This is a genomic window from Terrabacter sp. R4-6, assembly GCF_057529065.1.
In genome coordinates this window covers 342,886-366,115 of sequence record NZ_CP197224.1, presented here as the reverse complement: position 1 = coordinate 366,115, position 23,230 = coordinate 342,886, and the positions used below count along the sequence as shown (strand labels likewise).

The 23,230-nt window shown below is 70.8% G+C and carries 24 protein-coding genes; 11 read left to right on the top strand and 13 right to left on the bottom strand.

The features are described 5' to 3' along the window. Positions 1 to 244: 244 nt before the first annotated feature. The 3 genes from ACSSS0_RS01715 to ACSSS0_RS01705 form a co-directional block, all read right to left on the bottom strand. Complete coding sequence (locus ACSSS0_RS01715; RefSeq protein ID WP_487229823.1) at positions 245 to 979, bottom strand: GAF and ANTAR domain-containing protein; 735 nt, start codon at positions 977 to 979, stop codon at positions 245 to 247. A 64-nt stretch (positions 980 to 1,043) separates the two neighbouring features. After that, entirely contained in the window at positions 1,044 to 1,580 is a 537-nt protein-coding gene (locus ACSSS0_RS01710) for an ANTAR domain-containing protein (RefSeq protein WP_487229822.1), read from the bottom strand. A 657-nt stretch (positions 1,581 to 2,237) separates the two neighbouring features. Next, complete coding sequence (locus tag ACSSS0_RS01705; protein ID WP_487229821.1) at positions 2,238 to 2,705, bottom strand: GNAT family N-acetyltransferase; 468 nt, start codon at positions 2,703 to 2,705, stop codon at positions 2,238 to 2,240. A gap of 186 nt (positions 2,706 to 2,891) precedes the next feature. On the opposite strand from ACSSS0_RS01705, the gene serA reads away from it, so the two are divergent. Beyond that, positions 2,892 to 4,094, top strand: coding sequence for a phosphoglycerate dehydrogenase (serA, locus tag ACSSS0_RS01700; RefSeq protein WP_487229820.1), 1,203 nt, complete (start codon positions 2,892 to 2,894; stop codon positions 4,092 to 4,094). A 7-nt stretch (positions 4,095 to 4,101) separates the two neighbouring features. Here serA and ACSSS0_RS01695 read toward each other — a convergent pair whose 3' ends face one another. After that, on the bottom strand, positions 4,102 to 5,337 hold the full coding sequence (locus tag ACSSS0_RS01695) for a PucR-like N-terminal domain-containing protein (RefSeq protein ID WP_487229819.1): 1,236 nt from the start codon (positions 5,335 to 5,337) through the stop codon (positions 4,102 to 4,104). 86 nt (positions 5,338 to 5,423) lie between these two features. Between ACSSS0_RS01695 and ACSSS0_RS01690 the strand changes: the two genes are divergently transcribed. Beyond that, positions 5,424 to 6,563 carry a ferredoxin reductase gene (locus tag ACSSS0_RS01690; protein WP_487229818.1) on the top strand — a complete coding sequence of 380 codons (1,140 nt, stop codon included), beginning with the start codon at positions 5,424 to 5,426 and terminating at the stop codon, positions 6,561 to 6,563. Positions 6,564 to 6,606: 43 nt separating this feature from the next. Beyond that, entirely contained in the window at positions 6,607 to 7,770 is a 1,164-nt protein-coding gene (locus ACSSS0_RS01685) for a fatty acid desaturase family protein (protein ID WP_487229817.1), read from the top strand. A 255-nt stretch (positions 7,771 to 8,025) separates the two neighbouring features. Here the strand turns inward: ACSSS0_RS01685 and ACSSS0_RS01680 are convergent, their stop codons facing one another. The 5 genes from ACSSS0_RS01680 to ACSSS0_RS01660 form a co-directional block, all read right to left on the bottom strand. Next, positions 8,026 to 8,640 (bottom strand): maleylpyruvate isomerase N-terminal domain-containing protein, encoded by a 615-nt coding sequence (locus ACSSS0_RS01680; RefSeq protein ID WP_487229816.1) that lies wholly within the window; start codon positions 8,638 to 8,640, stop codon positions 8,026 to 8,028. Between the two features lie 52 nt (positions 8,641 to 8,692). Beyond that, entirely contained in the window at positions 8,693 to 9,190 is a 498-nt protein-coding gene (locus ACSSS0_RS01675; protein WP_487229815.1) for a pyridoxamine 5'-phosphate oxidase family protein, read from the bottom strand. A gap of 104 nt (positions 9,191 to 9,294) precedes the next feature. Next, positions 9,295 to 10,374 (bottom strand): fatty acid desaturase family protein, encoded by a 1,080-nt coding sequence (locus ACSSS0_RS01670; protein ID WP_487229814.1) that lies wholly within the window; start codon positions 10,372 to 10,374, stop codon positions 9,295 to 9,297. Between the two features lie 347 nt (positions 10,375 to 10,721). Further along, positions 10,722 to 11,141 (bottom strand): DUF7144 family membrane protein, encoded by a 420-nt coding sequence (locus tag ACSSS0_RS01665; RefSeq protein ID WP_487229813.1) that lies wholly within the window; start codon positions 11,139 to 11,141, stop codon positions 10,722 to 10,724. 147 nt (positions 11,142 to 11,288) lie between these two features. After that, positions 11,289 to 11,786, bottom strand: coding sequence for a hemerythrin domain-containing protein (locus ACSSS0_RS01660; protein ID WP_487229812.1), 498 nt, complete (start codon positions 11,784 to 11,786; stop codon positions 11,289 to 11,291). 156 nt (positions 11,787 to 11,942) lie between these two features. Between ACSSS0_RS01660 and ACSSS0_RS01655 the strand changes: the two genes are divergently transcribed. The 3 genes from ACSSS0_RS01655 (at position 11,943) to ACSSS0_RS01645 (ending at position 15,048) form a co-directional block, all read left to right on the top strand. Beyond that, positions 11,943 to 13,541, top strand: coding sequence for a phytoene desaturase family protein (locus ACSSS0_RS01655; RefSeq protein WP_487229811.1), 1,599 nt, complete (start codon positions 11,943 to 11,945; stop codon positions 13,539 to 13,541). Continuing rightward, entirely contained in the window at positions 13,538 to 13,984 is a 447-nt protein-coding gene (locus ACSSS0_RS01650) for an SRPBCC family protein (RefSeq protein WP_487229810.1), read from the top strand. The genes ACSSS0_RS01655 and ACSSS0_RS01650 overlap by 4 nt, the downstream gene beginning before the upstream one ends. A 134-nt stretch (positions 13,985 to 14,118) precedes the next feature. Continuing rightward, on the top strand, positions 14,119 to 15,048 hold the full coding sequence (locus ACSSS0_RS01645; protein WP_487229809.1) for a hypothetical protein: 930 nt from the start codon (positions 14,119 to 14,121) through the stop codon (positions 15,046 to 15,048). A gap of 37 nt (positions 15,049 to 15,085) precedes the next feature. On the opposite strand, the gene ACSSS0_RS01640 is transcribed toward ACSSS0_RS01645, so the two are convergent. Continuing rightward, positions 15,086 to 16,351 carry a hypothetical protein gene (locus tag ACSSS0_RS01640; RefSeq protein WP_487229808.1) on the bottom strand — a complete coding sequence of 422 codons (1,266 nt, stop codon included), beginning with the start codon at positions 16,349 to 16,351 and terminating at the stop codon, positions 15,086 to 15,088. Between the two features lie 443 nt (positions 16,352 to 16,794). On the opposite strand from ACSSS0_RS01640, the gene ACSSS0_RS01635 reads away from it, so the two are divergent. Genes ACSSS0_RS01635 through ACSSS0_RS01625 form a run of 3 tightly spaced genes read left to right on the top strand, consistent with a single transcriptional unit; the run spans position 16,795 to position 19,227 of the window. Further along, complete coding sequence (locus tag ACSSS0_RS01635; RefSeq protein WP_487229807.1) at positions 16,795 to 17,628, top strand: ABC transporter substrate-binding protein; 834 nt, start codon at positions 16,795 to 16,797, stop codon at positions 17,626 to 17,628. 40 nt (positions 17,629 to 17,668) lie between these two features. Then, complete coding sequence (locus tag ACSSS0_RS01630; RefSeq protein ID WP_487229806.1) at positions 17,669 to 18,460, top strand: amino acid ABC transporter permease; 792 nt, start codon at positions 17,669 to 17,671, stop codon at positions 18,458 to 18,460. 17 nt (positions 18,461 to 18,477) lie between these two features. After that, positions 18,478 to 19,227: an amino acid ABC transporter ATP-binding protein gene (locus tag ACSSS0_RS01625; protein ID WP_487231174.1), complete on the top strand. Its 750-nt coding sequence runs from the start codon at positions 18,478 to 18,480 to the stop codon at positions 19,225 to 19,227. A 67-nt stretch (positions 19,228 to 19,294) separates the two neighbouring features. On the opposite strand, the gene ACSSS0_RS01620 is transcribed toward ACSSS0_RS01625, so the two are convergent. Further along, a complete protein-coding gene (locus ACSSS0_RS01620) occupies positions 19,295 to 19,618 on the bottom strand; it encodes a hypothetical protein (protein ID WP_487229805.1) in 324 nt (107 codons plus the stop codon). 254 nt (positions 19,619 to 19,872) lie between these two features. On the opposite strand from ACSSS0_RS01620, the gene ACSSS0_RS01615 reads away from it, so the two are divergent. After that, on the top strand, positions 19,873 to 20,511 hold the full coding sequence (locus ACSSS0_RS01615) for a DUF4203 domain-containing protein (RefSeq protein WP_487229804.1): 639 nt from the start codon (positions 19,873 to 19,875) through the stop codon (positions 20,509 to 20,511). A 158-nt stretch (positions 20,512 to 20,669) separates the two neighbouring features. Here the strand turns inward: ACSSS0_RS01615 and ACSSS0_RS01610 are convergent, their stop codons facing one another. Together ACSSS0_RS01610 and ACSSS0_RS01605 are read right to left on the bottom strand one after the other, a co-directional pair. Then, positions 20,670 to 21,218, bottom strand: coding sequence for a DUF1062 domain-containing protein (locus ACSSS0_RS01610; protein ID WP_487229803.1), 549 nt, complete (start codon positions 21,216 to 21,218; stop codon positions 20,670 to 20,672). 219 nt (positions 21,219 to 21,437) lie between these two features. Next, the gene (locus ACSSS0_RS01605) at positions 21,438 to 21,974 is read right to left on the bottom strand and encodes a cupin domain-containing protein (protein WP_487229802.1); all 537 of its coding nucleotides are present in this window, start codon (positions 21,972 to 21,974) and stop codon (positions 21,438 to 21,440) included. 356 nt (positions 21,975 to 22,330) lie between these two features. Between ACSSS0_RS01605 and ACSSS0_RS01600 the strand changes: the two genes are divergently transcribed. Next, entirely contained in the window at positions 22,331 to 23,170 is an 840-nt protein-coding gene (locus tag ACSSS0_RS01600) for an alpha/beta fold hydrolase (RefSeq protein WP_487229801.1), read from the top strand. Positions 23,171 to 23,230: the final 60 nt, after the last annotated feature.

The following is a 23,230-nucleotide window of genomic DNA, read 5'->3' as shown; positions in this document are numbered from 1 at the left end:
CATCGGGGGCGCCCGGAAGCCGTCGATGCGGGTTCAGGGGACCGGTCCTGCGATCTCGCAGGCAGTCACCAGCCCGGCCGGTACGGCTCGGCATGAAGACCATGGGACCTCGGCTCGCTCGACGATGTCGGAGGTGCCGGGGTCTGGGGTACCTGTCTCGACGGTACTCCTGATCGGTGGCCGCCGCGCGGGTTGGCAGCACTCGTCGGGATCGTCGGAGGCGCGCAGGTCAGGACCGGGAGGATCAGGTCGGCGGCCTCGTGAGCACGGGGTGTCGCTCGGGGTCGTTGACGATCTCGGTCGCGACGGCGCTCAGACCGAGCCCTGCGCTGCGGGCGTAGGAGCGCAGGAGCGTGAACGCGTCGTCGACGCTGATGCCGTGGATGCGCGACAGGATGCCCTTGGCCTGCTCGATGCTGATCCGGCTCACCAGGGCGTACTGCAGCTGCTCGGTGAGAATGCCGCTCGCGCGGATGGAGCGCTCCTGCAGGATGCCGATCGTGGCAATGTCGGCCACGGCCTGGATGACCTTCACCTCCGCGTCCTCGAGGGGGTGCGCGTGGACGCTGAGCAGCGTCAGCGCGCCGATCGCGGTGCCCTGGTGGCGCAGCGGGAGCGCGTGCACGGACTCGTAGCCCATCGACACGGCGAGGTCGGCGAACGCCGGCCACCGCCGCAGTGCCTCGGTGTCACGCAGGTCGGTGTTGACCACCGGCTCGCTGGTGCGAAAGCAGTCCTGGCACGGACCGTTCTCGCTCTGGACCGCAAGGGCCTCGAGGAGCCGGACTGACTCCTCTGAGGCGGCGACGAACTGCAGTCGCCCCGTCGGGTCGCCCAGCACGATCCCGGCCGCGCTGGCCGTGCTGATGGTGGCAGCCTTCTGGGCGACGAGCTCGAGGAACTCGATGATGTCGAAGTCGGCGATCAGGGTGTCGGCGACGGCGACGAAGACGTCGGTGAGCTTGTCGATGGCGATCACGAGCGCTCGGCTCCTTTCAGCGTGAGGGGCACGTGGCGGGCGGTCCACAGACCTGTTCGAGGGGTCATGGCTGGTCCTCGGGATCTGGAGGTGGATGGTCTCGTTGCAGGCGGAGCGTGCCGTCGATGACGCTGCGGGCCACGGCTGTGATGTCCTGGCCGGTCCCGAAGGCGTGTCCACGCAGACGTGCCATCGCCTCGTCCGACCTGACCCCGAGGTCGACCATGACCATTCCCTGGGCCTGGTAGACCTCCATGCGGTAGGCCAGGGCGTCGTCCAGTCCCACAGGTGCCCGTCCCCCGGGGGACTCGGCCTGTCCCTGGAGCAGCAACCGGAGGGCGACCTCGGCGAAGGTGTAGCCCGACGCCAGTGCCTCGGCGGTGAGCGGCCCCGCCTGCTGCCGGTAGATGTCCAGCACCCCCACGCGTACTGAGCCGACCTGCAGCGGGAACGCGAAGACCGCGCCCACCCCGAGCTCGGCGGCCCGGGGTCCGTAGATCGGCCAGCGGTGCGACCCGGCTCCTGCGAGGTCGGGCTCGAACATCGCTCGCCGCGCCGCATGCGCATCGAGGCACGGGCCCTCGCCCAGAGTGAACTGCAACTCCTCCAGGCTGCGGCTGCGGGGCCCTGCAGCAGCAGCGATCCCGACTGAGCCATGTCCCTCACCCACGAGGCTGATCCCTGATCCCGACGCCGGCAGGTGGCGCACCAACGCGGCGCACAACCGCGTCAGGGAGCTCACGAGTCCGTCCGCTCCCGGAGGCTGAGGCTCCTCAGCGAGCTGGAGAAGGACCCGGGCGACTGCTGGATCCGGGCGGGACGTCGTCACGTGCAACCTCGTTCTGCGGCATGGACCACAAGCCCGACGCCACGGTCTGGGGTCGTCCTGCCTGAGATGACTCCACCCTACGCCTCGGCACCGGGCGGTCGGGACCCGACGAGCTAGCTGGGCGCGGCCCGCTCGGGTGGGGTGAGCGGGCCGCGCCGGGTGCGCCAGCGGCAGGGGGGTTGCCGCTGGGGCGTGAGCGCGCCCGTCGAGACAGGGGAGCATCGACGGGCGCGCGAGAGCGACAGTGCCACACCCGGCTGAACGATTCCTGCGCGCCACGCCGATCGAAAACTGCGTCATGATCCGGGCGCTCGATCGTCTTCCAGGTGACGGCGGTTCACCCCGAGTTGCCGACGTCAGGGGTCCCGGGTCTGCTCATGGAGGGGTGCCTGGGACCCCACCCCCAGCCGGTGCCGGGTCGTCCCGACGTCAGCCGCGCAGCTCCATCCGGTGCTCCGGGGGCTCGTCGGCCGGCCACCACTCCGGGACGCCGGTGTCGACGAAACCGACCCGCTCGTAGGCCCGGCGGGCGCGGACGTTGTCGCGGCGGACCATGAGGTAGGTCGCCCTGTCCTGGGCGGTTGCCCAGTCCACGACCGCGCAGATGAGCTGCCCCGCCAGCCCCGTGCCGCGCGCCTCCGGGGCCACCCACATCGAGATGAGCTCGACCCACGTCTCGTCGGCCGGCTGTCCGCTGACGACCCCCACCACCGTCCCCTCCTCGTGGGCCAGGAGGGTCAGCGGCACCTGGGTCAGGCGGGAGCGCCAGCGCTCGGCAGGGGCGTCGACCCAGTCGGCGTGCCGAGAGCCGAAGGCTCCCGGTGCCTCGGACAGCGACGCGAGCCGGACTGCTCGGAACTGCTCCCAGTCGTCCGCTGCGATACGCGTGATCTCCACGCGAAGAACGTAGCAAGCGGCGGCAGGCCACCCCGGTGGGCTTTCCAAGGGGTGGCCACGTGAGCCCGACCGGAGCATGCGTGACACCATCGGGTCGGTCGAACCAGGTGTGGCAGGCGTGCTCGAGCCGCTGCCCACCGACCCGCTTGCACCACAAACCGTCCTGCCCCGGACAAGGAGGCGCCCGTGAAGGTCCTGCTGCTGGAGAACGTGCACCCCGTTGCCGTCGAAGCCTTTCGAAGCAACGGCCACGAGGTCGAGGTCCGGTCCGGGTCCCTCACCGAGGGCGAGCTCATCGACGCGCTGGTCGGGGTCTCCCTGCTGGGCATCCGGTCCAACACCAAGGTGACCGAGCGGGTGCTCGCGCGGGCGGACGACCTGCTCGCGGTCGGGTGCTTCTGCATCGGGACCAACCAGGTCGACCTCACCGCGGCAGCCGCGCACGGGGTCCCCGTCTTCAACGCCCCCTTCTCGAACACGAGGAGCGTCGTCGAGCTGGTCATCGGCGAGATGCTCGCCCTGGCCCGCCGACTCCCCGAGAAGACGCAGCGGATGCACGACGGGATCTGGGACAAGTCCGCGCGGGGGAGCCACGAGACGCGCGGCCAGACGCTCGGCATCGTCGGCTACGGCAACATTGGCACCCAGCTGTCCAACGTCGCCGAGGCCATCGGGCTGCACGTCGTCTTCTACGACACCGCGGACCGGCTGGCCCACGGCAACGCCCGGCGCGTCGGCTCGCTCGAACAGCTGCTTGCCGAGTCCGACATCGTCAGCCTCCACGTCGACGGGCGCCCCGGCAACGCAGGCCTTTTCGGCGACGAGCAGTTCTCTCTCATGAAGCCCGGCTCGGTCTTCATCAACGCCTCGCGCGGCATGGTCGTCGACGACCTGGCGCTGCGCGCGCACATCCTCTCCGGCCACCTCTCCGGCGCGGCCATCGACGTCTTCCCGTCCGAGCCCAAGGCGCAGGGTGACCCGTTCGAGTCACCGCTGCGGGGGCTCGACAACGTGATCCTCACGCCGCACGTCGGCGGGTCGACCCAGGAGGCGCAGGAGGAGATCGGCTCCTTCGTCGCCGCCAAGCTGCTCGGCTTCGTGCAGTCCGGCGTCACCTCCCTGTCGGTGAACCTCCCCGAGGTGTCGGCGCCGCCGGCCGACGGTGGCGGCTTCCGGGCCGGCTACCTCCACCACAACGTCCGGGGTGTGCTGGCGTCGATCAACCAGACGCTCTCCGAGGCAGGTGCCAACATCACCGGCCAGTCGCTCTCGACGCGCGGCGAGCTCGGCTACGTCATCACCGACACCGACGTGGCGCTGTCGGACGAGACGCTGAAGCGGCTGCAGCAGCTGGAGGAGACCGTCTGGCTCCGGACCTGGGCGACCTGACAGACGCTCAGGATCCGTCTGCGGCGGGAGCCGATAGCGCCACGACGAGCTCGCGCACGACGGACGGGTCGAGGAGCCGGTCGCCGTAGAGCTCGCGCACCTGGCCCATGCGGTAGCGGACCGTCTGGGCGTGGACGTGGAGCTCGGCGGCGACCGCGTCCCGACGGCCCTGGTGGAGCAGCCACGACAGGAGCGTCTCGGCGAGCCGGTCGCGCGTGCTCGCGGGCAGGTCGGTGAGCGGCTCCAGCGCGTGGGCCCGGAGGTCGGCGAGGGCGTCCGGGTCGGCGGTGAGGACGAGGTCGGTCAGGTGCCGCTCGGTGTCGATCGGGGCTCCGGTGCGCGACGGCCGCACCAGCCGCGCCGTGCGGGCGGCCCGGTCGTAGGACGAGCGGGCGTCGTCCCAGGCGCGCGGCGGCCCGACGACGGCGTGGCGTCCGGCGAGCACCCGCAGCAGGTGGACGCGGCCGGGCCCGTCGGCGTCGGGGACGAGCAGCAGCGTCAGGGGATGGTCCGGGTCGACGTCGTCGACGCCCGGCAGGTCCTCGCCGACCTGGAGTGTGTCGGCCCCGAGTGACGCGAGGGCGCGCCGTCCCTGCGCCGCCGGCAGCAGCACGGCGGTCAGCGTGGCCGGGGGAGTCCACTCGGCACGGGCGGCAGCCGCGGTCAGCGCGTCGACGCCGGCCCGGGCCAGCAGGTGCTGACCGAGCCGCTCGCGGTAGCGGTCCCGGACCCGCCCGCTCGTCGTCAGCTCGTCGGTGTGGCCCGCGACGCTCGCCGCAGACAGCTCGTCGATGTAGGCGAAGAGCAGCTCGGCGAACTTCGCCATCGTCGTCGCGGGCAGGCCGGCCTCACCGGCGGCCCCGGCGAGCTCGCGCCACGAGACGCGGGCACCGACTCGGTATGCCGCGAGAAGGCTGTCCATCGAGCGTCCCCCACGTGCCTCGCCGCGTCCGAGGGCGTAGGCCCCTTCGCGGGTCGGGCCCAGCGGGGTGCTGGGGTCGACGTCGCTTCCGCCGCCCGCGAGCTTGAGGAATCCGGCGATCGCCATCTGCACGGCGCGCTCGATGGTGTCGCCGGCGGACCCGCCGAGGGCGCCCCGGTAGTCGGGGACCTCGTCGACGACGGCCGTGACCGTCGTCGACGCGATGGCCGGGAGCCGCTCGCGCAACACCCGCAGCACCGCATGGTCCAGCTGCAGGTCGGCCGCGCCACGCACCGTCGCCCTCGTCGCTTCTGAGGCCATCGACTGTTCCCTCCGCACAAGAGTTCCCGAACACTTCACGCCCTGCGGTCAGGATCTTACCCTTGCCCGTCAGTCATGCTGAGTGCATGAGCCTGACCGCGCCCTCGAAACCCTCGACCCGAGCTAGCCGCCCGTCGCTGCGACGACGGTTCCTCCAGCTCGCCGAGCGCGCGACCTCCCCGCTGCTGCCCGCCGACTACCTCGACCTCTTCGACCCGCTGCGCCCCGGCGCCGACCTGCGTGGACGCATCGTGGCCGTGCACCCGGAGACGGCCGACGCCGCCACCATCGTCATCCGCCCCGGGGCCGACTGGGCTGGCCACGTGCCGGGACAGTACGTCCGTATCGGCGTCGACGTCGACGGCATCCGCCAGTGGCGGGCGTACTCCCTGACCCACGGGCCGCGCGCCGACGGCAACATCTCCATCACCGTCAAGGCGGTGCCGGACGGGCTCGTCAGCACCCACCTCGTGCGCGAGTCGCGACCCGGCACCCTCGTGCACCTCGAGCAGGCCCAGGGCGACTTCGTGCTCCCCACCGACGGCGGGAAGTTCCTCTTCGTCACCGCGGGCTCCGGCGTCACCCCGGTCATCGGCATGCTGCGCAACCTCTTCCCCGTCGCCGACGGCGGCGTCGTGCGCCTGGCCCGCTCGGCGGCATACGACATCGTCGTCGTGCACGTCGCCCCGAGCGAACCCCACTCGATCTTCATCGACAACCTCCGCGCCCTCGACGAGGCCGGGCTCATCCGCCTCGTCGCGCGCTACGACGACGAGCACGGCGTCCTCGACGTCGCCGACCTCGACACCCTCGTCCCGGACCTCCATGAGCGGATGACGCTCGCGTGCGGTCCCGGCGGGCTGCTCGACGCGCTCCAGGGCCATCACGACGAGCGCGGGCTCGACCTGCTCACCGAGCAGTTCCGCGTCACGACGCTCGTCGTCGGCGAGGGCGGCACCGTCGACTTCACCGGCTCGGGCACGACCGTCGACGCCGACGGCTCCACTCCCATCCTCGACGCCGCCGAGGCCGTCGGCGTCCTCATGCCGTCCGGGTGCCGCATGGGCATCTGCTTCGGCTGCGTCCTGCCCCTGCGCGAGGGCGCCGTGCGCGACCTGCGCACCGGTGCCGTCACGACCGCGACGCCCGGCGAGACCGAGGGCCAGGGCGTCCCGATCCAGACCTGCATCTCCGCAGCCGCCGGCGCCTGCGTCATCGACCACTGATCCGATCCACAGACCTCCCGACCCCCTGACCAGAGGAGTCACCATGACCGTCCTGCAGAAGAAGGCCCACAACCCGATCGGGCACCTCTCGCCCGAGGACATCGAGCAGATCGGCGTCGAGCTCGACGCGATCCGCCAGTCCGTCATCGACACCCGTGGGGCCGACGACGCGGCCTACATCCGCAAGGTCATCGCCACCCAGCGCAAGCTCGAGCTCGGCTCGCGCGCGGTCCTGCTCGTGTCGATGTTCCCGCCCGCCTGGGTCGTCGGCACCGCCGGGCTCGCGGTCGCCAAGATCATCGAGAACATGGAGATCGGGCACAACGTCATGCACGGTCAGTGGGACTGGATGCGCGACCCGAAGATCCACTCGACGACGTGGGAGTGGGACAACGCCAGCCCGTCGGAGCAGTGGAAGCACTCGCACAACGAGCTGCACCACACGTACACGAACGTCATCGGCAAGGACAACGACCTCGGCTACGGCATCATGCGCGTCGACGAGGACCAGCGCTGGGTGCCGCTCTACGCCGCGCAGCCGCTGTGGAACTTCGTCAACGCCTGCTTCTTCGAGTACGGCATCGCGGCCTACGACCTCGAGCTCGGCAAGAACCTCGCCACCAAGGAGCGCCGCCAGGACCCCGACTTCCGGGCGCGCGCCAAGGTCACGCTGAAGAAGATCCGCAACCAGATGACGAAGGACTACGTCATCCACCCGCTGCTGTCGGGCCCGTCGTTCCTCAACACGCTCGCCGCGAACGCCACGGCCAACCTCATCCGCAACCTCTGGACGCACTCGGTCATCATGTGCGGCCACTTCCCCGAGGGCGTCGAGACGTTCGAGCGCCGCTCGATCGTGGGGGAGACCCGCGGCGAGTGGTACCTGCGCCAGATGCTCGGCTCGGCCAACATCAGCGGCAGCAAGGCCATGCACTTCATGACCGGCAACCTCAGCTTCCAGATCGAGCACCACCTCTTCCCCGACCTGCCGAGCAACCGCTACCAGGAGATCGCCCCGCAGGTGCAGGACCTCTTCCGCAGGTACGGCCTGACCTACACGACGGGCTCGCTGCCGCGTCAGGTCGCCTCGGCCTGGAAGAAGGTCATCCGGCTCTCCCTGCCCAACGACTTCCTCGGCCGCAACAAGGGCGCGTCCGTCACCGACCTGCCGACGTCGCTGCCCACCCGGGAGCACGCCGCCGCCTGACGCCGGTCGCGCCGCGCACCTCGTGGAACCGCGTGGAACCTCGTGACACCTCGACGCGAAAACCCTGTCATGAAATGGCACCCCGGTCGTCTACAGGGTGAAGGGACGCCTCCGGGCGTCCTGGCAACAGCCTCGGGTGTTCGTGGAGGGGTACCCCAGGCTGGCCCGTCGGGGACGGGCAGCACCGAACAGAGCCCCCGCTCGCCCACCTGAGCGGGGGCTCTGTGCTGCCCGCGCCCGTGCATCGGTTCCCGGTCAGCCCCGGACCGTGGGGTCCCAGCGCCAGGCGTCGAGGCGTGGCCGGTCCGGGAGGGCCGCCCGGCCGCAGCACCACAGGAGGACCTCCGTCGGGTCCCCGTCGGGTGCCTGCGGGAAGAGCCGCGGCAGCACGGGCCGGCTCAGCTGCGGCGGCGGCGCCCAGCACAGGCCCAGACCCAGGGCGATGTCGTGCGTGTGCACGAGCATCTCGACGACGCCCATGGCCGCGAAGCCCTCCGCGTCCGCGACGCCGGCCGGGTGCCACGCCCGCAGCCGGTCCGGCGCGGCCGCACACGCCAGGTGCAGCAGCTCCGCGCACGCCACGGCGGATGCGACGAGACGGCGGGGCGTCGCGGCGTCCTCGACCGTCACCTCCATCGGCAGGTAGGCCCCGTCCGGCTGCGCGACGACCTGGCCGGCATACGAGAAGAGCACGTCCGCCACGTGCGCGGTGGTGTCTCGGCACGACCAGTCGAGGTCACCCGCGGGCCCTTCCCAGTCGCGGTCGACGGCGGTCTCGAGGACGCGCCCGCACTCGGCCGCCACGGCGGGGAGCAGGTCGGTGATCGGGCGCGGGTCGGCGAAGGGTGCGGAGGTCGTCGCGGTGGTCATGGCCCGACGGTGCCAGCGGATCCGGACGGTCCCCGACCGGGATGCGGCGGACTCACCCCTGTTGCCGGCGCTCGCGCTCGCGGACCAGCTCCTCGACGGCGCTCGGCAGCGTCTGCTCGAAGTCGATGAGCTTCGCCCACGTCGGGGTCACGACGATCCGGACCATCCCGTCGTAGAGCGAGCGGACCTCGGCCTCCCACGCGACGCGCTGCTCCGGCGTCATCGTGTAGGTCCCGTTCATCTGGAGGTACTCCTCGGGGATGCCGTCGACGACGTCGAGCTCGGCCGTGCCGCGGATGAGCAGCATCGTCGGCGGGTGCACCTCGGTGTCGATGGTGAGCGCCACCGACGGGTCGCGGCGCAGGGCAGGCAGCTTCGGCGCGTTCGTTGAGGTGCACATGACCAGCTGGGTCCCGTTCCAGGTGAAGGCGATCGGGATGGCGCGCGGCGTGCCGTCGGTGCCGACGTAGGCCAGGCGGGCCACGTCGCGGGACAGCATCTCCTGGGCCCCGGGTCGGTTCAGGACCTCGGTGATCTCGTTCGGTTGCACGGTCGTCCTCCGTCGTCACGGGCCCCCGGGTGGATGCCCTTCACCCGTGGGACGGAGCCGGCCCGCACGTCTCGACATGGCGCCGGTCCCGACCTCCGAAGACGTCAGCGGGCGTCCGCCACGGTCACCGCTCGCCGGCTCGCGACGAGCGGGCACAGGAAGGGGTCGTTGTCCTTGAGCCCGACCGTGTTGAGGTGGCTGATGACGCTTCCGTATGCCGTCCAGAGCGTCGTCTGCGTGTAGCGCACTCCCTCGGCCGCGCAGTAGGCGACGACGAGCGGCTGGACGCGCCGGAGGTGGGGCCGGGCCATCGACGGGAAGAGGTGGTGCTCGGTCTGGTGGTTCAGGCCGCCGAGGAGCACCGACATCCACCAGCCACCGCTGATGTTGCGGCTCATGAGGACCTGGCGGTTGAGGAAGTCGAGCTTGAGCCCGGGCGCCACGAGTGGCATGCCGATGTGGTTCGGGGCGAACGAGAGGCCCATGTAGAGGCCGAAGAGGCCGAGCTGGACGGCGAGGACGGCGACGACCTTCGCCGGCGACATGACGAGCAGCAGGAGCACCGGCAGGCCCGCCAGGCGGATCGTGAGGAAGGTCAGCTCGACCCAGCGACGGTCGACCCGGCGGCGGCCGGTGACGCGGTGGATGCCCTCCCAGTGCAGCGACAGTCCTTCGAGCAGCAGCAGGGGGAAGAAGTACCAGCCCTGGTGGGCCACGAGCCACCGGACGAGTGGTCGCTCGGAACTGTGAACCTGCTCGGGGGTGAAGGCGAGGACACCCGGCGCGATGTCGGGGTCGTAGCCGACCTTGTTCGGGTTGCCGTGGTGGCGGGTGTGCTTGCTCTGCCACCAGCCGTAGCTGATGCCGACGAGCAGGTTGGCCACGACGAGGCTGACCCAGTCGTTCATCCGACCGGAGCGGAACATCTGGCGATGGGCGGCGTCGTGGCCGAGGAAGGCGATCTGGGTCATGAGCACTGCGAGGACAGCAGCGGGTGCGAGCTGCCACCAGCTGTCCCCGATCCACACGACGACGAGCACCCAGGCCGCCATCGCCACGACCGCGCCGACGAGCCTGGTCCAGTAGTAGGCGTACCGCCGACGCATCAGCCCGAGGTCGTGCACCTGGCGGGTGAGCGCGGTGAACGAGCTCCCGGTCGTCTGGTCGTGGTGGGTGCTGGTCACGGCGATCGATCTCCTTGGGTCACGGTGGGTGCCCGTTGGTGTGCGACCGGTCGCGGCCAGCACGACACAGGGCTGCACGGGGGATGTGAGCCGTGACCTGGCTCGCGGACGGCGGTGCCGGACGACGCGCGAGGTCACGTTCTCGGGAGGGACGCGACCGGGGTCCAGGGACTCGCCTACCACCCCGAGTGTACGCGTCCGGCGCGGAGTCGGCTCCCGGGCGTGACCGCCGGGACCGGACGACGCGCGCCGATCACTGCGCAGCCCCGCCTCGACCAGACGACGCGGGCGTACGCCACCGGCCCGTGCGGCGCCCGAGGCGCTCACGGCCGGAGGAGCGACCCGCGTCAGTAGCCGACGTCGTCGGCGAACCCGGCGGTGCACAGGGCCCAGATGACGAGGGCGTTGAGCGCCAGCAGCACGATGGACCAGAACGGATAGGTCGGTATCGAGGCGAAGTTGAGGACCATCGCGAGCGAGACGGGGACCAGACCGAGGATCCGGCCGATGGGGCGCTCGGCGAGGATGAGCCCTCCGACCACGACGAGGACGATGCCCCAGACGAGGTGGATCCATCCCCAGGCCGTGACGTCGAAGGCGAAGATGTAGCGCGGCGTGTTGACGTAGAGCGTGTTGTCGAAGAGTGCCGACAGCCCACGGAGGAACTCCAGGACGCCGGAGACGAGCAGCACCGTTCCCGCGAAGAGCACGGTCCCGTACCTCCAGCCGTGCGGGCGGGTCGGAGCGGTGATGGGCGAGGTGGTCATGCGTCCTCCCGGGCTAGGCGATGCCTCATCGTCGCCCGGTGGGTGGCCGACCGTCCTCACCCGGTCGGCATGAGATCGCTGCGCTACACACCGGCCGGGCGGCGCGGGCCTGGCGAGGTCGCGTGACCTCGCCAGGCGGCAGGACCGTCAGGAGACGACGGCGTCGACGGCCTTCTTCATGGCGCTGGGCTGCTCGGGTCGGCGCGGCGCCTTCTTCCTGGCCGCGAGCAGCTCCTCGCCGAGCTCCTGGAGCTGCTTGCGACCGAGTCCGTCGCGGACCTTGGGGAACCAGTCCTGCTCCTCCTCGGCCATGTGGTGCTCGACGTTCTCGATGAGCACGGTGGTCTTGGCGTCGAAGCGCTCGTCGGTGGCGTCCATCGCGGCGAGCTCCATGGCGAGCACGTCGGCGACGTGGTGCTCCTCGTAGGACTCGAGCACGTCGTCCTCGAGGTCGGGCAGCAGGGCCCGCACGCGGGGGTACATGACCTCGTTCTCGATGTAGGTGTGCACGGTCAGCAGCTCGAGGATCGTGTCGACGATCTTCTGCTTCTGGACGGGGGTCTGGTCGGGCTTGCGGAAGGCGCGGAACTGCTCGCGCACGTCCTTGTGGTCCTGCTTGAGCATGACGATGGCATCGGTGGACACGGGCACTCCTTCGAGCGGGGTGGGTGCTGCAGACGAGGGGTCGGCCCTGGACGTCCACCGGTGTCATACCCAGAGCGGGCGCGGACCCCGTGCGCACCTCGGGTTCGTCCGGCCCTGCGGGGGGTACGTCGAGCAGGAGGCGGACGAAGGGACATCGTGACGACGACGGATGCAGTGGTCATCGGCAGCGGACCGAACGGGCTCGTGGCGGCCAACCTCCTCGTCGACGCGGGGTGGTCGGTCGTCGTGCTCGAGGAGCAGGACCGGCCCGGGGGAGCGGTCTCCAGCGACGACTCCGTCGCGCCCGGCCACGTGCACGACACCTTCAGCTCCTTCTACCCCCTCGCGGCCGCGTCGCCCACCATCCGTCGGCTCCGTCTCGAGGAGCACGGGCTCGAGTGGTCGCACGCCCCATCCGTCCTCGGCCACTCGTTCGGCGACGGTCGATGGGCAGTGCTCCACCGGGACCGGGCGGCCACCGCGTCGGCGCTGGACGAGCACGCATCCGGTGACGGTGAGGCCTGGCTCGCCCTCTGTGAGACGTGGGACCGCGTCGGCGACGACGTGCTGCGCGGCCTCCTCAGCCCCTTTCCCCCCGTGCGTGCAGGCGCCGGCCTCGCGCGTCAGGTGCTCCGCCCCGGTGGGCTGGAGCTGCTGCGCGAGATGGCGATGCCGGCCCGGAGCCTGACCGAGCGGCTCTTCCGCGGCGAGGCGGCGCGCATGCTCGTGGCCGGCAACGCCGGTCATGCCGACATCGGCCTCGAGTCCCCGGGCTCGGCGGCGATGGGTCTGCTGCTCGCGCTGCTGGGACAGTCCGTCGGTTTCCCCGTCCCGCGGGGCGGGGCCGGCCGGCTGTCGACGGCCATGGTGAGCCGGCTGGAGGCGAGGGGCGGCGAGCTGTGCCTCGGCGAGCGGGCCGAGGGCGTACGCGTGGAGGGCGGTCGCGCGGTCGCCGTGCGGACCGCGTCCCGCGAGATCCGCGTCCGCCGCGCCGTCCTCGCCGACGTGTCGGCACCCGCGCTCTACGGCGGGCTCGTGACGTGGGACGTCCTGCCGACCCGGCTGCGCCACCGGATGGCGCGGTTCGAGTGGGACCCCTCCACCGTCAAGGTGGACTGGGCGCTGGACGGCCCGGTCCCGTGGGAGGGCGCACCGGCTGCGGCCCCCGGCACGGTGCACGTCGCCGACTCGATGGACGAGATGACCCTGACCGGGGGACAGGTGGCTGCCGGACTCGTGCCGGACCGGCCGTTCCTGCTCGTCGGCCAGATGGGTGTGGCCGACGCCTCCAGGGTGCCTGCCGGGGGGGAGTCGCTGTGGGCGTACACCCATGTGCCCCAAAGGGTCCGGGGTGACGCGGCCGCCGGGCGGCCCGGGGTCCGTCAGGTGCGCGGCACGTGGGACGAGGGCGACCTCGAGGCGATGGGCGAACGCATCGAGCAGCGCATCGAGAGCCGTGCACCCGGCTTCCGTGACCGGATCACGGCACGACGGGTCCTCGGCCCGCACGAGCTGGAGGCCCGTGACAGCAACCTCGTCGGGGGAGCGCTCAACGGCGGCACTGCAGGACTCCAGCAGCAGCTCGTCTTCCGGCCCGTCGCCGGGGCCGGACGATCCGAGACGCCGGTCATGGGCCTCTACCTCGCCTCCGCCTCGGCCCACCCCGGTGGCGGCGTGCACGGTGCCTGCGGAGCCAACGCCGCACGGGCAGCCCTGTGGCACCACAAGATCCAACCGCCTTGGAGGCGCACATGAGCACCACGACACGAACCGTCCACGGCACTCCCGAGGCGGTCTTCGACGTCCTCGCCGACGGGTGGAGCTACAGCCAGTGGGTCGTCGGCGCCTCGCGCGTGCGCGACGTCACCCCCGGCTGGCCGGAGCCGGACACGCACATCCACCACTCCGTCGGCGCGTGGCCGCTCCTCATCGACGACACGACGACGGTGCGCCGGTGCGAGCGCCCGCACCTGCTCGAGCTGACCGTGCGCGCGTGGCCGTCCGGTGAGGGCGTCGTGCGGATCACCTGTCGTGCGAGCGGAGCCGGTACCGAGGTGACGATGGAGGAGGACGCGACGAAGGGGCCCGCGAAGCTCGTCCCGAAGCCGGTGCGCGACGTCGTACTCGACCGCCGCAACCGCGAGGCGCTCCGTCGTTTGGCGATCCTCGTCGAGCGCGCCCAGCCGGACCCGACCTGACAGTCCTCGCCGGGCCACGGCGCTGAGGTCGTCAGTGGGAATCTTGCGGCAATCTTGCGAAACGGCTGCGCGAGTCTTGCGCAATCCGGACAATTCGGAGGGCTGGTCGCCACCCCTCGTCCCGGAGTCCTCTCATGCTCATCACCCGTCGTGCCCGCGCCACTCGCCTCGTCGCCGGGGCCCTGGCCCTCGCGGGCACCACTGCAGCCCTGCTCGCCACGGCTCCCGGCGCAGCCGCGGCCCCCAAGGTCAGGACGGTGACCACCGTCGCGGCGTCGGCCCAGGACGCCCGGGCCATGTGGGTGTGGGACACGAGCACCCCCGCGGCCACCGTCGACCTCGCCGTGAGCACCGGCATCGACCAGCTCTTCGTCGCCGTCCCGCCGAACCTCGCGACGTCGACCCAGCTGCCGAACATCACGACACTGAGCAACCGGGCCCGTGCCGCCGGGATCCGTGTGGACGCGCTCGGCGGTGACCCGGGATGGGTGGACAACCCGGCGTGGGTCGTCACCTACTGGCTCAAGCCGGCCAAGAGCTCGGGGCTCTTCACGGGCATCCACGTCGACGTCGAGCCCTACTCGACGCCCGCGTGGAGCACCAACCAGGCCACCGTCGTCAGCAGGTACCTCAGCCTGCTCGACAAGCTCAAGGCCAGTGCCGGCGCCGCCCCGATCGAGGCGGACATCCCCTTCTGGTTCAACACGATCCACGCCGTCGCGTCCACGGGGTCGGCATCGACCCTGGATCGGGAGATCATGAAGCGCACGGCCGGCGTCACGGTGATGTCCTACCGCAGCAGCGCCACCGGCACGGACGGGACGCTCGACGTCGCGGCATCGGCCCTCGCGGCCGGCGCCTCGCTGGGCAAGCCCATCCGCCTCGGCCAGGAGACCAACTACCTCGGCGCCACTGCGGTCGACACGAAGCAGACGTTCTACGGCTGGACCCGCACCGCCATGGAGACCCAGCTGGCGCAGGTGGACGCCGGCGCGAGCGCCTACGCGACGTATGCCGGACTGGCGATCCACGACGCCTCCGGGTATGCCGCGATGGCCCCGTGACCGGGCGCTGACGGAAGGGCGACGGGAGCGCGACGGCTCAGCCGCCGCCGATCCGGCCGGCGATGATGCTCGTGATGATGACGGACGTGATCGTCACGGTGGAGAAACCGGCGACGATCATCTTGGGCAGGATCTCGTTCTCGATCGCGGCCACCTCCTCGGGAGTCTCCCCGGCCCCCTTGGCGGCCTCCTGGGACAGGATCATCGTGCCGGGGAAGCCGTACAGCGAGGTGAGCCCGATCGCCACGGACATCGGGACGCTGTAGCCGAGGAGCTTGCCGACGAGCGCCGCGAAGCCGGCGATGCCGACGATCCCGAAGAGGAAGGCGATGAGCAGGGGCCCGGCCAGCGCCGACACGTCGGAGGGCTTGACGGTGGCCAGTGGTCCGAAGACGAGGATCATGATGGCGATCATCATGAGGCCGAAGGCGTCGATGCCGGAGAGGACCGAGGGCTTGAACACGCCGGTCGTCCGCAGCCCGATGCCGAAGAGCAGGGCCACGACGAAGGTGTTGAGGATGCCGTCGGTCAGGTTGTTGATGCCGAGGCTGACGAGCACGACGACCCCGACGATGAAGAGCGTGCCGGCGGTCGTCTGCAGGGCGGCGGGGAGCTTCGTCTCCGGAGCGGGTGGTGCGGACGCCTTCGCCGCCTCCTCGCCCCGGCCACCACCGCCGCCGGCGGCGGCGGCCGCTCCCGCCACCGCAACGGGCGCAAGCGTGCCCGCGCGGTACTCCTCCCTGAGACGGGCGGCCTCGCGGCGCAGGATGATCGAGGTGAGCGGGAAGCCGATGAGACCTTGCAGTGCGGCGATGAGGACGGGGAAGACGGCGATGCTCGTCAGGCCGACTCCGAGGGCGGCCTCCTGGACGATGAGCACCGAGATCGTGCCGCCGCTCAACGCGCCCGTGCCGGCGATCACGAAGTCGAGCGCCTGCGCGTAGCCGTCCGCAGCGGCGCCCGAGATCTTGGGTCCGAAGACGAGACCGGCGAGGAGCAGGGCCAGCCCGATGCCGATGACAGTGGCGATGCCGACGAGCAGCGTCTTCCACTGCTTCTTGAAGTCGTCGAGGCTGATCATCGTGCCGAGGTGGACGATGACGAAGCCGACGACGACGCCGGCGAGCGCGAGCAGGCTCGAGCTCGCGAGGAGGTCCTCGGGGAAGACGTCGGTGAGGAAGCCGACGAGGAAGATGATCGAGGCGACGAAGAGCGAGGACAGCAGTGACTGCGTCTTCTTCGCGACGAGGTCGCTGACGGTCCAGACGAGCATGACGATGACGAACGCGAGCACCGGGTTCACAGCGGCCTCATCTTCCTCGTGGTGGCGGGGTGGTCGTCTCCCGATCGTGCCGGGCAGGGGGGAGTGCCGATTCCCCCTCCGTGGGTGATCGGGACCCGGTCACGACGTCAGCCCTGCGCCCGGGCGGGTCGCAGGAGAGCTCGACCTCGGTCCAGAGGGGGCCACCGCCGTCGCTGTGCGACCCGGCAGAGCGCGGCCGTCCCGTCCGTCGACGGCGATACCCCGATTATCACGTCGAGTTAAGTGTCCTATAACCTTTTGAAGGTGAACGTCGCGCGACCCCGGATGTCTGCCGCTTCGCGGCGCTGTCCCTAGCCGCACCGCCGACGCGCCTCGCGTGGCGCTCGGCGTGCGGCACGCCCGTTCCCCACCAGCCAGCACCGTTGCCCGGCGAGCCGGGCCTCGGCGCGCCCTGACCTGCCCGAACGAGAAGGACCACACCCATGCCACTGCTCCAGCGCTCCCTCACGGCCGCCGCCGTCGCCCTCGTCTCGCTCTCGCTGGCCGCCTGCGCCGGCGGGTCGTCCGCGAGCCAGGGGTCGGCCGACAACCCTTACGACCTCCAGCAGCCCGGCACGCTGCGCGCCGGCACCCTGACCGACGCGCCGCCGAACGTCTTCCTCAAGGACGGGAAGTTCACCGGCTTCGACAACGACCTGCTGACGGCCGTGGCCGCCAAGCTCGGCCTCGAGGTCGAGTTCGTCGGGACGGAGTTCAGCTCGCTCCTCGCCCAGGTCAAGACCCGCAAGTTCGACGTCGGCTCCTCGTCGATCAGCATCACCGAGGCGCGCAAGAAGACAGTCGACTTCACGAACAAGTACGACTTCGGCTTCCTCGGCCTCGACGTGCCGAAGGGCTCGAGCATCACCTCCTTCGACCAGCTCGCCGGCAAGCGGGTCGTCGTCGTCCAGGGCACCGTCCAGGACGACTACGCCACGCGCGAGAACCTCGACCCGGTCCGCGTCCCCGACTACAACGCGGCGCTGAACCAGCTCCGCGCCGGCACGGCCGACGCGTGGATCACCCCGGCCGAGATCGGGGAGAAGACGGCGGGCGACTCGGGCGGCAAGGTGCTCGCCGTGGCCAAGCAGCTCGACCCGGGCGGCATCGCGTACGCCGTCGCCCCCGGCAACGACAAGCTGCGCGCCGCGCTCGACAAGGGGATCGACGCGGTCGTCGCCGACGGCACGTGGGCCAAGCTCCAGAAGCAGTACTACCCGAGCCGAGAGATCCCGGCTGACTTCGAGCCGGGCAGCGGTTCCGCCGCCGCCCAGTGACCCGACGCCGTAGCCGCACCCCCACCGAGAGGAGGGCCGGATGGACATCCTGACCACGTTGCGGGAGACGTTCTTCGACCTCGACGCCATGCGCGAGGCGCTGCCCGACCTGCTGCGCGTCGGCCTGCCCAACACGCTCATCCTGGCCCTCACCTCGGCGGTGATCGGCACCGTGCTCGGCATGGTGCTCGCCGTCTGCGGGCTCTCGCACCGACGCTGGCTGCGCTGGCCCGCGAGGGTCTTCACCGACGTCTTCCGCGGGCTCCCGGCTGCCGTGACGATCCTGCTCATCGGGGTCGGCCTGTCTCCCGTGGGACTGCAGATCTGGGGTCCGAACCCCTACCCGCTGGGCATCCTGGCGCTGTCGCTCATCGCGAGCGCCTACATCGGCGAGATCTTCCGGTCGGGCATCCAGAGCGTCGACGACGGCCAGCTCGAGGCGGCGCGAGCCCTGGGCTTCAGCCGGCCCTCGGGGATGCAGCTCGTCGTCATCCCGCAGGGGGTGCGCCGGGTGCTCCCAGCCCTGGTCAACCAGTTCATCGCCCTGATCAAGGAGTCCTCGCTCGTCTACTTCCTCGGCCTGCTCGCCAGCCAGCGCGACCTCTTCCGGATCGGGCAGGACGCCGCGGCCAACACCGGCAACCAGTCGGCGCTGGTGCTCGCGGGGCTGTTCTACCTGCTCGTCACCGTCCCGCTGACGCACGTCGTCAACGCCGTCGACCGCCGGCTGCGTGACGGCCGACGCGCGGACGGCGCCGCGCCGCCCGACGACGTGGGCAGCGACGACCGACCGGCTGACGCGCCGCTCGCCCTGACCCAGGAGGCACGATGACCCCCGGCCGCACGACCATGACCGACACGCCCGCCACGGTCCGTGGGGTCGCCGTCTCCACCCGGGACGTGCACCTCTCCTTCGGGTCGAACCAGGTCCTGCGCGGCGTCGACCTCGACGTGCCGGCGGCGACCACGGCCTGCGTCATCGGGCCCTCGGGCTCGGGCAAGTCGACGCTGCTGCGCGTCGTCAACCGGCTTCTCGAGCCAGAGCGGGGAGACGTGCTCCTCGACGGCCGGAGCGTGCTGCGCGACAACCCCGACGAGCTGCGCCAGCGGGTGGGCATGGTCTTCCAGCACTTCAACCTCTTCCCGCACAAGACCGTCCGAGCCAACGTCACCCTGGGCCTGACCAGGCTCAAGGGGCTCTCGAAGGACGCGGCGGCCGAGCAGGCAAAGCACCACCTCGAGCGGGTCGGCCTCGCCCACAAGGCCGACGTGCGCCCCGGCAACCTCTCCGGGGGTCAGCAGCAGCGGGTGGCCATCGCCCGGGCCCTCGCCATGGAGCCGGAGGTCATGCTCTTCGACGAGGCGACCTCGGCCCTCGACCCTGAGCTCGTCAAGGGAGTCCTCGCCACGATGGCCGACCTCGCGTCCGATGGGATGACGATGCTCGTCGTGACCCACGAGATGGGCTTCGCACGGTCCGTGGCGCAGCAGGTGCTCTTCATGGACCACGGACGGGTCGTCGAGTCGGCGGAGCCCGACCAGCTCTTCCAGGCCCCGCAGACCGAGCGTCTCCAGCGCTTCCTCTCCCAGGTGCTCTAGACCTCGAGACAACGCGCACCGGAGGCGACGAAACCCCGCGCTCGCTCGTCGGGCGCGACGTCGCACCCTATGCGGCCGGCGGGAGGAGCTGTGCCAGGGCGTCACCCATGCGGTCCCGGCTGCCACCGTCGCGCCCGATGTTCCCCAGGCCGAACTGCAGGTTCGAGGACAGCGTCACCTGCACGGTGCCCGGAGTGATCTCACGGATCCAGGCAGTGACCTTCTCCCCGAACGAGAGCACCACCCGCCCTGCGGTGAAGACGAAGACGCCGGTCGCAGCATCAGAGGAGAGGTGCTGCATCCCCGCGCGGCGCGCTGCGTCCTCGAGCGCCGTGACCGCCTCGCCGGTGCTCGCGCGGAAGGTCATCGACCGCGTGTTCCTTGCGCTCATCTCACCGCTCCCTCACCCGACGCCATCCGTGGGTCCGCGGCGGGTCACACTCCATGGTCGGCCCGACTGCAGCCCTTCCGCGCGTAGGACGAGACTAGCGAGACGACGACGGCGCAGGCGGTGCTTTCGGGTGCACCGACGTCAGGGACCGGACGGAGCGGCGGTACGTACGGTCCGGCGCCACCCGACCGTGCGTAGTTCCCGAGGTGCTGCGTTCGCGCGCGGGCCGGCGGGCGGGAGCCCTACATTGGGGCATGGCAGACATCATCCTGGGCCTTTTCGCCATCATAGCCGGTGGTTTCATGCTCTTCGCCGGACAGCTGCTGCTGCGCTTGGTCCTCCCCATCTGGGGCTTCTTCGCCGGATTTGCTTTCGGGGCAGGACTCTTCGCTGAGCTTGCCGATGAGCGTGTCCTCGGCACCGTGCTGGGTTGGGTGGCGGGCTTCGTCTGCGCCCTGATCTTCGCCCTCCTCGCATACCTCTACTTCGCTGTGGCCGTCGTTCTCGCCATGGCTGCGTTCGGTTTCGCGATCGGTTCGGGCCTCGTCGTCGCCCTGGGCATCGACTGCAACTGGGTTGCCGTGCTGGCGGGCATCGCCGTCGGCGCCGTGCTCGGCCTGGTGGCGGTCATCGGCAACCTGCCGATGATCGTGCTGGCTGTCGTCAGCTCGATCGCCGGGGCGGTCAGCGTCGTCGCCGGTCTGATGCTGCTGGTGGGCGCGATCGACTCCGCCGACTTCACCCGGGGCAACTTCACGCAGGCGGTGCAAGCCAGCTGGGGCTGGTACGTGACCCTGCTGGTGCTTGCCCTGGTCGGCATCGTCGCCCAGACCCGGCAGCGGCTGGCGATGCGCCGCTCCATCCAGGAGACCTGGTACGTCGAGAGTCGCTGACGGGGGACCCTGCACCTCGGGAGCCGCGGTCGCGGACATTCGGCGTCGTCGGCGTGGCGTCAGCCGGGTGAGCGGCTCCGCCGCCGTGCCGAGCACCAGATCGAGACGCCACAGCGAGGCTTGCGACGTCTTCGTCGCGGGCCACACGGTCGGACGACTCAGCGCTCGAGTGTGAATGCAAACTCTCCGGAGCGTCTGCCGCTCAGGCGGACACTGGATCTCAGCCTCCCCTCGGCGATGAGCTTCTCGACCTCGGCCCGCGAGAGGCCGAGGCCCTCGGCGATCAGTCGTGTCGGTCGGACGGGGATCGGCGCTGCGAAGCGCACGACGACCTCGGCGTCCTCGTCCACCAGGTCAAGCGGTTCAGAGGTGTCGAGGCGCCAGGCGTTGTCCCAGTCGAGCGCGACGCGGTTACGTCGCCGCACCGTCGGATCCGCGAGCAGCTCGGCCGCCAGACGGGGGTCGTTGTGGTGCAGGCGGTCCAAGAGCTCATGCCTCACCGACCGGACGTTGATCCGTTCAAGCACCGTGAGCTTCGTGGTGTCGCCGCAGATGGTGCACAGGGCCAGGAGCCAGGAGTCGAGCAGCTTGTGGTTGGCGTTGACGCGGAACTTGCCGCTCGTGCGAAACCGTTCGGAACCACAGGCGTGACAGCGTCGGACGATGGTGGGCAGGCAGGTGGGTACGACGACCCAGATTCTGGGCACAGAGATGCACCGGTTCCCGTGAGAGGTTCGAAAGCGAAAGGAGCGCGACGCGCATTCGCGTCGCGCGACGAATCAGCGCTCGAGAGGTCTCACAGGTGGTGCATCGGCGGGTCCTTGGCGGTGGCTACTGGGGTTGCCGCACCGTAGCAACGCGACGAAGGACCGCTCCATCGGTTTCCAGGGGACCGTCGGCCTGGCCACCCAGCTGGCAGCCCTCGATCACTGTTCGCCGACGAGCTCCTTGAACTCTGGTTCGTCACGGATCGGAACGAAGTCGGCGTCGGCGCGTGCATCTGCCCGGTACTTCTCCGAGGCGTCGATGGCGTGCCGGAGATGACGTATCGCCTCGGCCGGGCGGCCGCGGAGGCTCTCGCAGCAGGCCAGGTTGTAGGCGAGCATCGGATACCCGGGGTTGGCGGCGACGGCTTCCTCGAGTCGAGCGCTCAGCTCGTCGTGCTCGCCTTCGTCGTAGAGCGGTCTCAGCGGTGCCCACAGCTCCCAGCCGGTCGCGTCGTACGCCTTGCCCGGTGTGCCGTCGAAGACGAGGACGGTGGTTGCCGGCTCGGCCGCGACGGCTGTGCGCCGGGTGCCCTGTCTGGTGAACACGAGAGTGCCAGGGCTCGCTTCCACGCGTTCGTCCTCGAGCTCGAAGACCGCTCGCCCGCTGACGACGACGAAGAGCTCCTCGGCCGGCTCGGAGTCCTCGTCGAACTCGTTGATGATGGCGTCACCGTCAGAGCCCACCCATGCGGTCACCCCGAAGCTCGTGATGCCGAAGTGGTGCCGTACAGGCCGGTAACGACCCGGACCGTCGGCCAGCACGTCGATCTCGTCCAGTCGTGCGACTGCGTACCCTCGCTGCGCGTCCGCAGGCTGTGTAGACGTTGCCATCCACACACGCTAGGACCGCTTCCGGACGACCGGCGTCCGGGACAAGGTTCACCGTCGGGTGCCATTCCCGTGCGGGCACCATTCGTCCTGCAGCGGCACGCACACGGCGCCCTGCCCTGCTAGGGCCAGAAGTCGCCGAGCTCCAGCCGACGGGACCGTGCACTGCTGGGGCCCGTTCAGGAGCGTGTCCGCGTGCTGGGCCGTCGCGGTACGGTCACCGGGTGCCGGGTCACATCGACATACCTTCCGACGAGTTCGTCACGCTCGACGGTGTCCGCTTCCACTACCTCGACTGGGGCGGCGACGGAGACCCGCTGCTGCTGCTGGCAGGACTGGGCGGCACCGCCCACGTCTTCGCCGAGCTGGCCCCGCACCTGAGCGACCGGTTCAGGGTGCTCGCCCTGACCAGGCGCGGGCACGGCCTGAGCGACCGCGTCGAGGGCGGCCACGCGCTCGCCGACGCTGCCGAAGACGCGCGACGGCTGCTCGACGCCCTGGGCATCGAGCGTGCCCACGTCGCGGGGCACTCGATGGGAGGGGGTGAGGTCTCGGCCCTGGCCGCTCGTCATCCCGGACGCGTGGCCAGCATCGTCTATCTCGACGGGGCCTACGACTGGGCCGACAGCCCCACACCGGAGTGGCCGGAAGAGGCCGCGAGCCCGGAGCGGTTCGCCTCGTACGAGGACTACGTCGACGTCGTCCACTCATTGCTCCCCGACGACATCCGGGGACCCGCCCTCGACGCGATGCTGCGCACCTCCGTGGAGACCCAGGAGGACGGGTCAGTGGTGGACACGTTCTCCTCCGTGGCTGCCGCGCCGTTCGTTCAGGCCCTCAAGGCGTTCCGTCATCCCTACTCCGACATCACCGCACCCGCGCTGGCGATCTACGCGCTCGGGGACCAGTGGCAGGGGCCGGAGGCGATCTGGCGGGTCGCGTGTCGTGACCGCTTCGCCGCAGAGACGGCGGATGCCCACGTCATCGAGCTCCAGGCCAGCCACTACCTCTTCATCGACCGCCGTGACGACGTGCTCGCCGCGATGCGGGCGTTCCTCTCGTAGCGGTCACCCCGTTCTGCGAAACGCGTCACCCGCCGCCGTCCTCCGTGCGCGAGGTCAGCG